The sequence below is a fragment of the Gardnerella vaginalis genome (genome assembly GCF_001563665.1).
Taxonomy (GTDB): Bacteria; Actinomycetota; Actinomycetes; order Actinomycetales; family Bifidobacteriaceae; genus Bifidobacterium; species Bifidobacterium vaginale_A.
The window spans coordinates 47,706-60,711 of record NZ_KQ961853.1; the positions used below are offsets into that span (position 1 = coordinate 47,706).

The 13,006-nt window shown below is 37.7% G+C and carries 9 protein-coding genes; 1 reads left to right on the forward strand and 8 read right to left on the reverse strand.

Features of this window, described 5'->3' with window-relative positions:
* Positions 1-20 precede the first annotated feature (20 nt).
* The 6 genes from HMPREF3230_RS01190 to hisS all read right to left on the reverse strand — a co-directional run bounded on the left by HMPREF3230_RS01190 (position 21) and on the right by hisS (position 6,998).
* Complete coding sequence (locus HMPREF3230_RS01190; protein WP_075523168.1) at positions 21-1,124, reverse strand: amino acid ABC transporter permease; 1,104 nt, start codon at positions 1,122-1,124, stop codon at positions 21-23.
* Positions 1,125-1,139: 15 nt separating this feature from the next.
* On the reverse strand, positions 1,140-1,817 hold the full coding sequence (locus HMPREF3230_RS01195; protein ID WP_075523169.1) for an ABC transporter permease subunit: 678 nt from the start codon (positions 1,815-1,817) through the stop codon (positions 1,140-1,142).
* Between the two features lie 2 nt (positions 1,818-1,819).
* Positions 1,820-2,650 carry a glutamate ABC transporter substrate-binding protein gene (locus HMPREF3230_RS01200; RefSeq protein ID WP_075523170.1) on the reverse strand — a complete coding sequence of 277 codons (831 nt, stop codon included), beginning with the start codon at positions 2,648-2,650 and terminating at the stop codon, positions 1,820-1,822.
* Between the two features lie 69 nt (positions 2,651-2,719).
* Positions 2,720-3,454, reverse strand: coding sequence for an amino acid ABC transporter ATP-binding protein (locus HMPREF3230_RS01205; protein WP_075523277.1), 735 nt, complete (start codon positions 3,452-3,454; stop codon positions 2,720-2,722).
* A 257-nt stretch (positions 3,455-3,711) separates the two neighbouring features.
* Positions 3,712-5,505 (reverse strand): aspartate--tRNA ligase, encoded by a 1,794-nt coding sequence (gene aspS, locus HMPREF3230_RS01210; RefSeq protein WP_075523171.1) that lies wholly within the window; start codon positions 5,503-5,505, stop codon positions 3,712-3,714.
* Between the two features lie 92 nt (positions 5,506-5,597).
* Positions 5,598-6,998, reverse strand: a complete 1,401-nt coding sequence (gene hisS, locus HMPREF3230_RS01215; protein ID WP_075523172.1) for a histidine--tRNA ligase — start codon at positions 6,996-6,998, stop codon at positions 5,598-5,600.
* Positions 6,999-7,092: 94 nt separating this feature from the next.
* Between hisS and HMPREF3230_RS01220 the strand changes: the two genes are divergently transcribed.
* The gene (locus HMPREF3230_RS01220) at positions 7,093-8,463 is read left to right on the forward strand and encodes a DUF349 domain-containing protein (RefSeq protein WP_075523173.1); all 1,371 of its coding nucleotides are present in this window, start codon (positions 7,093-7,095) and stop codon (positions 8,461-8,463) included.
* A gap of 268 nt (positions 8,464-8,731) precedes the next feature.
* Here the strand turns inward: HMPREF3230_RS01220 and HMPREF3230_RS01225 are convergent, their stop codons facing one another.
* Positions 8,732-9,952 (reverse strand): Mrp/NBP35 family ATP-binding protein, encoded by a 1,221-nt coding sequence (locus HMPREF3230_RS01225; protein WP_075523174.1) that lies wholly within the window; start codon positions 9,950-9,952, stop codon positions 8,732-8,734.
* A gap of 3 nt (positions 9,953-9,955) precedes the next feature.
* A complete protein-coding gene (ligA, locus tag HMPREF3230_RS01230) occupies positions 9,956-12,817 on the reverse strand; it encodes an NAD-dependent DNA ligase LigA (protein WP_075523175.1) in 2,862 nt (953 codons plus the stop codon).
* Positions 12,818-13,006 lie beyond the last annotated feature (189 nt).

The window sequence follows — 13,006 nt, forward strand, 5'->3', positions numbered from 1 at the left end:
CAATCTATCTGTGCTTACTACTACATATCTTTATCAACCTCTTTATTAGTATCTCTAGCACTATCTTTATCAACCTCTTTATCATCATTCATGCCATAATGATGCTCGTCATATCCTTGCAAATAACGAGTTTGACGCCAATGATGAATAGAAGCATTAGTTCCGCGATGATGCACGTGATACTTTCTAGGAGTTCCACCATGAGGCAATTCCTCAACTTCTTCAGCTACAGCAATCTGATTAACGTTAGAAGGATCCATAATTGCAATAGGAGCAACAGGCTCTGCTTCAGTTGGAGCTGCAGTTCTATTCTTAATATGAGATGGTAACCATTGTGCAAACCATGAAAGAGCCCAACAAATCAAGAAGTAGATTATTGCAGCAATACTAAGAGTTTGCAAAATATTGAAATACATAGATCCTAATCGTCTAGATTCTTGTAACAAATCTGTATACATAATGATTGAACCTAAAGCTGTATCTTTTAGAACAACTACAATTTGAGTTACAGCAGCAGGCATCATAGCAATAACAGCCTGCGGCATCTCAATTTGAGTTAAAGATTGATAATGGCTTAATCCAAGAGCCAGAGATGCTTCACGCTGACCATTAGGCAAATTACCTACGCCTGAACGCACTAATTCCGCAACAACAGAACCATTATATAAGATTAAAGCAAGCACTACAGCCCAATATGATGCGCTTTTTATTCCAGAAAAAGCAAATCCTCTCCACAAGAAAATCATAAGCAATAAAACTGGAACAGCTCGGCAAAATTCTACAATAATTGCAGAAACACTTCTAATAAGAAAATTAGGAAGAAGACGACATAATCCAAAGAATAATCCAAAAACTATAGACCCTACTATTGCAAGCAATGAAGCTTTTAAAGTCATCCATAATCCTGGAAGATAAAAATCAATCCAAGCTTCAGACTCAACAGCAGGTTTGATAAGTTCTAAAGATAATTGATTTTCACCATGAGGAGGATTAGTTAAACGCGCAATAATAGCAATAACAATTAAAACAAACACGAAACCCGCAATAATATTAGCGATACGTATTTTTTTAGATGCATTAGGACCAGGAGCGTCAAATAAAAGCGATTGTTCTTTATTAGACATAATATTCACCTTCTGTCATCTTCTCACAGCAAGTTTATTAGAAAGATACGTTGTAAGAATACCTATTGGAATAATCAAAATAATGTAGCCAAAAGCAAAAATAAGGAAGATTGGAATAATCAAATCTGCATGTCTTTCAATCATCTCACTCATCATTGTTGAAGTTTCTGTTGCAACAGAAGCAGCAGCTGCAACAGTTGAATTTTTCAATAATGCTATAAACGTATTTCCTAAAGGAGCAACAGATCCGCAAAAAGTTTGTGGAAGTATTACATTAAAAGCAGATTGGAAGAAATTTAATCCTAAAGCTCTGCACGCTTCAGCTTGACCAATAGGAACAGTATTCAATCCAGATCTCAAAGATTCACATACGAATGCTGCTGTATAAAGCGATAATCCTGTAATAGCAAGCCAGAAGAAATTAACATCAAAGATTTTAGAAAAACCAAGTTTTAATTGTGCATAAACTCCAAGAACCATAAAAACCATGATTATTGTAAGCGGCATATTTTTGAAAAACTCAACATAAACACTTGCAACAATACGAAGTGATGCAATAGGGCTTATTCTCATAATTACCAAAATAATGCCAATAATCACAGAAAATAATATGCTCCACAATGTTATTTCGATATTAACAAGGAAAGCAGAAAGAATATTATATGACGAAAAAAGTTGAATAAAATCTTGCATTATCACTCACCTTCCTTAGGAGTTGGCGGATTATAAGTAGAATTTGGTTTGAAATTAGTTCCACGTAAATTATCATCTAAAGCTCGTTTCCATGATCCATTTTTAATCATGCCTTTTAACGCTTCGTTAATGCGTTTAGCTAGTTTCTTATTCCCTTTTTTAATTCCAATGCCATAATATTCAGCCGTAAAAGGTTTTCCGACTAACCTAAGTCGTCCTCTTGATGCAGTAGCTAAACCTGCCAAAATAATATCGTCTGTTGTTACTGCGTCTACTATTCCGGAGAATAATGCAGTAGCGCATTCAGCATAACCAGGCTGTTGCATAAGTTGTACTTTTGAAGAGAATTTCTCTTTAATAACTATCGCAGACGTTGAGCCAGTTACAGAGCATAAACGTTTCCCGTTTAAATCTTCAGGTCCATTGATATTTGTTTCATCTTTTCGTACTAATAAATCTTGTCCTGCAACAAAATAAGGCCCTGCAAAAGATACTGTATTCTTACGAGCATCCGTAATGGAATATGAAGCAACAATAATATCTACATCGCCATTCTGTAACATTGCTTCACGCTGTTTAGATGGAGATTCTTTCCAAACAATTTGATCTTCAGAATAACCCAATTCCCTAGCGATATATTTTGCAACATCTACATCAAATCCAACATAAGTTCCAGATTTTTTAAAACCGATACCAGGCTGATCAAATTTAATTCCAATGCGTATTACTTTCTTACCATCACTACGATCGCAAGCAGTAAGCGGCATAACACAACATAGAGCACAAAGCATTGCTAATATCGCACGAAAAATACGATTATGTAATAATTTCATATATTCCCCTTCAGAAGAACTGTTTTTATAAGTTTTAGTATTTAAGCTAAAAGGAAAATGAAAGCGCTATTAGTGAGTGAGAATCTTCGAAAGAAAATCTTTTGCTCTATCGGTTTTAGGATGCTCGAAGAATTCTTCTGGAGTACCTTGCTCTAAAATTTGACCATCTGCCATAAACACAATACGATCTGCAGCGATACGCGCGAATCCCATTTCGTGAGTAACGCAAATCATAGTCATACCTTCTTTTGCAAGTTCAACCATAACGTCTAATACTTCATTGACCATTTCTGGATCAAGAGCTGAAGTTGGCTCATCAAAAAGCATAACCTTAGGTTGCATAGCAAGAGCTCTAGCAATAGCAACACGTTGTTGTTGACCGCCTGAAAGCTGAGAAGGCATTTTATTCGCTTGACTATCTACACCAACTCGCTTAAGCAAATCCATTGCTAGACTCTGCGCACTTTGTTGATCCATGTGTCGAACTTTAATAGGAGCTAAAGTTACGTTTTCTAGAATTGTTTTATTAGCAAATAAATTAAAGGATTGAAATACCATACCAACTTCTGCACGTAATGCTGTAAGTTCTTTACCTTCTTGAGGAAGAGGCTTACTATCTATACGTATATCACCTGAATCGATTGGTTCTAGACGATTTATAGTTCTGCACATAGTGGATTTTCCAGATCCTGAAGGACCTACTATAACTAAAACTTCACCTTTATTAACTGTAAGATTTATATCTTTAAGAACATGAAGCTTACCAAAATATTTTTCAACATGACTTAATTCCACTAAAGGCATAGAATTTTCACGCGTTTGATTGTCGCTTTGAATTGTATCTTTTTCAATATGATTTGTAGTTAATTCTTCTTTACTCATATGAAAGAGCTTAATATATTTGTGTTACACACAGTTATCAACGCAGTTACTTTTTGTAACTCTTAAGTTACAAATATGCCGCTGATATAGAAGAATCAATACTTCTTGTTATCAACGGCATACTTTTTCGTAACATATGCAGATTATTTAATGAAAAATCTGCTAAATACTAAATATTTTTATTCTTCATCAGGATCGTAATCAACGCCAGTTTCTGCACGTTGTTCGTCTGAAATTGGGGCTGGAGCACCAGTTAGAGGATCACGACCGCCACCAGCCTTAGGGAATGCAATAACATCGCGGATAGAGCTAGCTCCTGCCAAAATAGCAGCAGTTCGATCCCATCCTAAAGCAATACCAGCGTGAGGTGGAGCACCATACTTAAAAGCTTCAAGCAAGAATCCAAACTTTTCATCTGCTTCTTCTTTATCAATTCCAAGAACATTAAGCACGCGATCTTGAATGTCATCTCTGTGAATACGCACAGAACCGCCACCCATTTCATTACCATTGCACACAATATCGTAAGAATCACTCATTGCATGCTCAGGATCTTTATCGAATTTATCAATCCAATCAGCAGATGGCATTGTAAACGGATGATGCATAGAAGTCCACTTTGAGTGACCGACAGCAACATCATCATCATCTGGATCATCAGTACGCTTAAACAGTGGGAAGTCAACAACCCAAGTAAAAGCAAATTCATCTGGATGTAGCAATCCTGCACGGCTTGCAAGCTCAACACGAACTGCACCAAGCAAAAGCTGTGAAGATTCGCGGCTTCCTGCTGCGAAGAACACTGCATCGCCATCCTCTGCTCCAACAGCTTGCTTAAGACCTGCGCGCTCTTCTTCAGAAAGATTCTTAGCAACAGGACCTTTCAGCTCGCCATCTTCACCAAACACAACGTAAGCCAATCCCTTAGCTCCGCGCTGCTTAGCCCAATCTTGCCAAGCGTCAAACTGACGGCGAGGAGTTGCAGCACCACCCTTAAAGAGTACAGCACCAACATATGTCGCTTGGAATACTCTAAATGGAGTATCCTTAAAGAAGTCAGTCAACTCAATAAGTGGGTTTCCAAAACGCAAATCTGGCTTATCAGAACCATACTTATCCATTGCTTCTTGCCAAGTAATGCGAGGCAAAGGAAGAGTAATTTCATGTCCTGCTTCCTTCCAAATTGCAGCAATAACGCGCTCAGCCATAGCCATAACATCTTCTTGGCTTACAAAGCTCATTTCCATATCGAGCTGAGTAAATTCAGGCTGACGATCTGCACGGAAGTCTTCATCGCGATAGCAGCGAGCAAGCTGATAGTAACGCTCAACGCCAGAAACCATAAGAAGCTGCTTTAAGAGCTGCGGAGACTGTGGAAGAGCATACCAAGAGCCTGGAACCAAGCGTGCTGGAACAACAAAGTCACGCGCTCCTTCTGGAGTGGACTTAATAAATGTTGGTGTTTCAACCTCAGTGAAGTCCATATCTTCCAAAGCGTGACGAGCAGCCTTAGCCATATCAGAGCGGAGTTTTAAATTGCGTTGCATAGACGGGCGGCGCAAATCAAGATAACGATACTTTAAACGTACATCTTCGCTAGGAAGCTTGTTTTCTGACTCGTTTTCCAAAGCTGTTGAAACTTGGAATGGTAATGCATCTGACTTTGAAAGAACAGTAACTGTTTGCGCAACAATCTCAATCTTACCTGTTGCCAAGTGATCATTTTCATTACCATCTGGACGCAGACGAACTTCGCCTGTTATTTGCACAACAAATTCGCTTCTTAATGGTCTAGCTGTTTCTTCGTCATAGATAACAACTTGCACTAATCCTGTATTATCTCGAACATCAACAAAGGCAACGCCACCGTGATCACGGCGACGATCAACCCAACCTGCGATGGTTACTTTTTGCCCGACCAATGCTTCAGTCACTTCAACGGCATGGTGCGTACGATACGCCGTTTGGCTCATAAGTCCACTTCCTCTATGTTCTAATAATGATGTAATCATTTTTCCATTGACACAAATCTGTGCTTATTTACGCGAGTAAAAATACGCGCAAACTATTTAGCACAGGAAACTGTCTGCCGGGCATACACAGTATCTGGTTGCCACGACGTGACATTTGCTGATTCTTGATCTCCTGTAATTATGTTCTTTACTTCATCTTGACAAGACTCAGATTCGGTACTATCTGCAGGGAACCAAACGTAAGGAATACCAAGCTTGTCGGCGTACTTTATTTGCTTTCCAAGTTTTGCTGCAGTAGGAGCAACATCAGTTGCAATACCACGATCACGCAAAGCTTTAGCGATAGCATTGCAATGAGGACGATCTTCCTCATTCCACACTGCAACAAGTACTGCTGCAGGAGAAACTCTAGAAACAGTTGCGTGAGCCGTGTGAAGCATATAAGAAACTAAACGAGATAATCCAATAGAAAGACCAACTCCAGGATACTTTTTCTTACCTTGAGAAACAAGATTATCGTAGCGTCCTCCAGAGCAAATAGATCCTAAAGATGACACACCATCAAGGAAAGTTTCATAAACTGAGCCAGTGTAATAATCAAGACCACGAGCAATCTTCAAATCAGCAACAACACTACCAGGTCGAATCTTAGATGCTTCATCAACGATCATTGATAACGTTTCAACTCCTTGTAAAGATAGAGCATATGATTCGTTATCTTCATCTCGAACAATATTATGCTTATCACATAGAGAATTAAAACGCTCTTTAAGCTCTTCACCAGTTTTAGCGCGAAGCTGCGCTAATTCTAAGCAAGCAGCAGCTTGAGAATCTGTAGCACCGCATTCTTTTACAAGAAGTTTAAATACTTCATCGTAGCCAATTTTATCTAATTTATCGATTTCTCGTAGAACTCCTTCAATATCACTTAAACCAATCCCACGATAGAAACCTTCTGAAAGCTTACGATTATTAGCATGAACAGTGGCTTTAGGAAGTCCAAACTCACGCAAACGCTCAAGAGCTTCAACCATAACTAACGGTAATTCAACTTCATAATGGGATGGCAAATCGCCATTAGAAACAACGTCAATATCCGCTTGTACAAATTCGCGAAAACGACCTTCTTGCGGACGCTCCCCTCTCCAAACCTTTTGCATTTGCCAACGCTTGAACGGAAACGCCAAGTCGCCTGTATGCTCAACAACATAACGACTAAGCGGAACAGTCAAATCAAAATGCAATCCTATACGTTCTTCAACAGGAGTTTTAGATTCATTACCAACTTCTTGCAAACGAGATAATAAATAAATTTCTTTACTTGTTTCACCTTTTTTTAATAAACTTGAACCTTGCTCAACAGCTCGCGTTTCAATGCCAATAAAACCGTTGAGTTCAAAGACTTCTCTAAGTGTATCAATCACGCGTTGTTCAACAGCACGTTCACTAGGAAGCCATTCAGGGAAACCAGATATTGATGAGCCTTGTACCATGTCCACTATAATAGGTGATGTTACGGAAAATTGTGACCAAAAGTTATACTATTCGTAACACTGTTACCGTGCATATGCTGTAAGGAGTTGTCCCGTGAGCGAACAGACTAAACCAGAAGAAACTACTCAACTCAATGCTACACCAAAACCGCATGCGCCGTCGCCTGCGAATTTTGCTAATAAAACTCGAGTTGTAGCTCAAACCCCTACTATTTCTTATAGTGAGGAAGATGTAAAAAACGCTGAAAAGTTTGGCAGAGTTGATGAAAATGGCACCGTTTACGTGCGAGAAGGTGACACTGAACGTGAAGTAGGACAATACTCTACTGGTACACCAGAAGATGCCCTTACTTTCTACGTGCACCGCTACTTAGATTTAAAGATTAAACTTGATCTTTTTGAAAAAAGACTCGCATCAACAAATGTGAAACCTAAAGAAATTGACGAATCAGTCAACACTTTAGAATCCGAATTAAGTGAGCCTGCAGTTGTTGGAGATATCGCTGCTTTACGAGCGCGACACGCCGAATTAAAGGCTCGTGGAGAAAATAAAAAAGAAGAAATTGCAAAAGCTCGCAAAGATGCAATCGAAAAAGCTCTTAAAGAGCGAACAGCAATAGTTGAACAAGCTGAATCGTTAGTTGAGAATATGACAGAGTCAACTAATTGGCGCTCTTTAGGAGATAAGTTGCGCTCGCTTTTTGACAAGTGGCAGCAACATCAGCGTACAAGTATTCATTTAGCTAAAGCAGATGCAGACGACCTATGGCAACGATTCTCTAAAGCTCGCTCTGCTTTTACAACAGCACGTAATGCTTGGGTTAAACAAAGAGATAGCGAACGCGATAATGCTAAGAATGTTAAAGAAGCTATTATTGCAGAAGCAGAAAGCTTAAAAACTTCTACAGATTGGCGTGAAACTTCCATGAAGTTTAATGCCTTAATGGATCGTTGGAAGAAAGCTGGAAATGCTGGACGTCAACACGATGACGAATTATGGACTAAGTTCCGTGAAGCTGCAGACGTATTCTATCACGCTCGTCAAGCAGATCGTGAAAAGATGAATGCAAGCGAGAAAGAGAATCTAGCTAAAAAAGAGTCACTACTCAAACAAGCTGAAGCTTTGCTGCCTGTTGAAAATGAAGAATCAGCAAAACAAGCACGAAAAGCTTTATCTGAAATTCAAGAACAGTGGGATGCTATCGGATTCGTTCCTCGCGATGATATGCGCCGCATTGAAAGCCGTTTGAATGAAGTTGATAAAAAGATTAAAGCTGTTGAAGAAGCTGCTTGGAAAGATAAAGATCCAGAAGCTAACGCTCGTAAATCAAGCTTTGCTTTGCAATTGAAAGCTCAACTTGACGAACTAGATGAAAGAATCGCAAACGAAAAAGATTCTAAGAGAAAAGCAAAACTTCAAGCAGAAAAAGCAACAAAAGAACAATGGCTCAACGCTATTAAATAAAATATAAACTCATGAGGCTGCGCAAGTTATCGCGTAGCCTCATTTTTTATTGCTAAACATTATATTAAATCAAGAAAAATCAAAAAAGTTAGAGCTGGGAATCAAGAGAAAAATCAACAAAAATCAAGAAAAATAAGCAAGACTCAACAAAACTCAACAAAACTCAACAATAACCAACAATACTCAAAGAAATAATAATTACTTATGCAAATAATGATTAAATAAAATCAAAATAACAAATTAAATCAAAACACGATTTGAAAAAATTTTAAGATTTTTCAATTAAATCTTTAGCAAGCTTAATAAAAGTATTAGCTAAAGAAGAATCCGCTAATTTACCTTCTTTAGTTAAAACTGCAGGACGCCCACTCTCTGCCAATTCTCTGATAGAAGTATTTAAAGGAATTTTAGCTAGAAGAGGAACATTTTTATCAAGAGCTCTACAAAGCTGAGAACTAACACGCTCGCCTCCGCCAGAACCAAAAATTTCTAATCTCTCACCATTGTTATCAAACCAACTCATATTTTCAACAACGCCACGCACATTAACAGGAATTTGCAACGCCATAAGACCTGCTCGAACAGCAACATCTGAAGCACTTGGCTGAGGAGTAGTAACAACAACTAGCTCAACATTGGGCAACGATTGAGCAACAGCTAATGCCATATCTCCTGTACCAGGCGCTAAATCAAGTAAAAGAACATCAGGACTACCCCACCAAACATCTGAAAGAAATTGTTCTAAAGATCGTTGCAAACGAGGACCTCGCCAAAGAATCGCTCGATCTGTTCCAGCAAACATTCCAATAGAAATAAGCTTAACTCCCCAAGAAACAACAGGCATAAGCATTCCATTAAGATTAGTTGGCTGAGAATGTATGCCAAACATACCAGGCAAAGAAAAACCATAAACATCTGCATCAATAGCTGCAGTATCGTATCCTAATGATGCAAAAGTTGCAGCAAGATTAGCAGTTATTGAAGATTTACCAACACCACCTTTTCCAGATGCGATAGCAAAAATACGCGTAGTATTACCATTTTTATTAAAAGGATTTTCTTTACGCTCAGCTTTCAAATCCAATACGAGTTTTGAAAGCTTTTCTTTACTCATAGCACTTATATTTACATGAGGAATCAGATGAGCAGAGGGATATTTTTCTACAGCTGACTTAATTTTTTGCGTAATAACTTGAGCTAACGGGCAATCTGGAACAGTAAGCTCAATGTCAACAAAAACATCATAAGCTACACGATTTTTATTACTATTGCTTTCAATAGCGCAGCTTTCAATAGCGCAATTTGAATTAGCAAAGCTTTTATCAACATTATCTAAATGATTAAAATTAGCTAAATAATCATGATTCGCAACTACACGAACACCTGTTACCATATTTAATTCTGTAACAGATTTTCCTAATTCTGGGTCAATAACACTACCCAACAAATCATAAATACGAGTTTCTAATTCAATCAACTTATTACTCATATTCTATGATTCACTTTGCAAATCAAGCGTAATATCGTTACGCAAAGCCAATTCAACATCACCTGTTGTAAGTAAAATCTTAAATTGGCTCTCATTTAATGTAGGTATACCAAGTTCTATAGCTTTAGTAGCTTTAGAACCAGCATTAGCACCAACAATCGCACAATAAGTATTTTTACTTACTGAAGAAGCAGCTTTACCTCCTCTAGATATAATTGCCTCTTTAGCAGAATCCCTAGTGAAATCCTCTAAAGAACCTGTAACAACAACAGTCTTGCCAATAAGAGTCTGTGTCTGATTGCTACTAGAAGAATCAGATTTGCCAGCAACGCCAGCATTTTTCCAAGAAGCTAATATCTCATATCGCCAATCATCTATATTCTTTGCTTTATCAAACCACTCGAATACTTCTTTTGCAATTTCTGATCCAACACCATCAATATTTGTAAGCTCTTCAATAGAAGCATTAGAAATATTATCTAACGACCCGAAATGTTGAGCAATCAGTCGTGCAGTAGGAGGACCTAAACGTCGAATAGAAAGCGCAACAAGAACACGCCATAATGCAGCATTTTTCCCTTTTTGCGAAATTTCATCTAACATACTTCTAGTTGTTTCACTCGGACGCCTATAACAAGGAACGCTAATAGTCAAAAGATCACCATTTTTGCGCACTTGTTTATTTTTAACTCTAGTTACAAAAGCATCTAAAGGAACTTCAAAATCTGGGTAATCACTATTAAACTCATCTTGAGAATCAGTAGACGAAAAATTCGACAAATTACGTTTAGCTTCTAACTCACGAGTCCAAAAAGCTGAAACCTGTTTCCATAATCCAGATCCGCCAATCTTTTTAGACCTTTTCTTTAGTTTTCCATCTTCCCCTAATTCATTCCACTGTTCAACAAGAGGAATTTCTTTCCAAACCATAACATTTTGTAAATCTTCTGCTTTAATATTAAAAATTCCAGCTTCACTGTGAAGAATTGGAGATTGATAATCAGGAAGATTAAAGTGAGCTTCCGGAATATTAGGCTTAGAAGACGAACCTCTATCAATAGTAATTTTATCTATATCAGGGCGATACACTTCACAAGTAGTAGGCCTAGAATCCTCTGGATTCGCTAATGCTAATGCAGCAGCATCACCCAAATTCTCAATGTCGAACGCTTGCCTAGATGCTAAATGAATAATTCGCTCTGTAAGTTGTGCAGGGCAATTTTCAACATTAGGACAACGAATATCTTTATCCCCTTCTTTTGCAGGAGCAAGCTTTGTTCCACATGAAGGGCAAAATTCAGGCATCACAAATCTTCTTAGATTTTGCTCACGACCCTTGCGAGCACCTAAAACAGGTCCTACAAGCTCTGGAATTACATCTCCAGCTTTACGAACAACAACAGTATCTCCAATTAAAACGCCCTTATGTTCAACTTCATAAGGATTATGCAAAGTAGTACGAGATATAGTAGAACCAGCTACAGTTACAGGCTCAAGAACAGCTACTGGAGTTACTCGTCCTGTACGACCTACTTGAACAATAATATCTTTTAAAATAGTATTAACTTCTTCAGGAGGATACTTATACGCAATAGCCCATCTTGGAGCACGAGATGTTGCACCAAGTTTACGCTGTAAAGCACGATCATCTACTTTAACAACAATTCCATCTAAAGCATGAATTATAGAAGAACGATTTTCTCCATAATAATCAATCATATCTTGAATTTGCTCAAAATTATTTACATTTCGAGTATAAGGAGAAACTGGAACACCCCATTTTTTATAAAGTTCATAAGCATCTGATTGATTAAACGTCGTTTCGCTATTTGCATGACGAGTTGAATTTTTCCAACGTAATTGACCTAAACCATGAGCAAAAAAACTTAAATGTCTTGTTGATGTAATTCTAGGATCTTTTTGACGCAATGATCCAGCTGCAGCATTTCTAGGATTAGCAAAAGGCGATTTACCTGAATTCTCTTGTTCTTCGTTAAGCTTATAAAAATCCTCCCAAGACATAAAAACTTCGCCACGAATTTCCACAAATTCCGGTATATCTTCTGGATCATTTGCATTTAATTGCGTAGGTATAGCATCAATCGTTCTAACGTTTAACGAAATATCTTCACCAGTTACTCCATCGCCTCTAGTAAGACCTTGCTCAAGAGTACCATTTCGATAAATTAAATTTAAAGCTAAACCATCAATCTTTACTTCGCATGTCATAGGCAATGGTTCATTTTGCGACCAATGCAAATCTCTTAACACGCTATTGTACCAATCATGTAATTCTTCGAAAGAAAACACATCATCTAAGCTCATCATCCGAGATGGATGCTTTACAGGAGTAAAATCATTTGAAAAAGTACCACCAACTCTATGTGTTGGAGATTGAGGATTGTCTAATGTCGGAAAAGCAGATTCCAAAGAACTTAACATTCTCATTCTCGCATCATAAGCTGCATCTGAACTCGTAGGGCAATCTTCAACATAATAAGCAATTTGATCTGATTGAGCCCAAGCAGCTAATTTAGACCACAATTTAGCAGCTTGTTCAGTTGTAAAGAATGAAAGTTGAATATTTTCTAATGCTAGAGCATCTGCATCTGTAGGCTCTAACTTAGCAATCCATTCATCATTATTTAAATTAGGATTCCATATATGAGCTTTGCGTGAAGAAGAACTATCTGCATCACTAGAAAAACTATCTGCATCGTTAGAAGGAATACCGTCTGCATTAGATAAACTATCTGCAGCATTAGAAGGACTATCAAAGGAATCTTGAGTATAAGTTTTATTATCAAAATCAAAAAGCGAAGGCTGAATACTTGAATTAGCAGCATCTTTTTTGCTTATACTCATATCTAATCCCTTTCTTATCAAAAAATCCAATAAATAAACAAGTTCAATTTTCAAATTACTATCGTTTATACAATATGATAATTCAACGCAAGTAACGTTATATCATTATATAAATCACATTATTAGATAAAAACACATTATCAATTTTTAGAATCTACTGTGCATTACAATCGCAAATTACTGTGCATT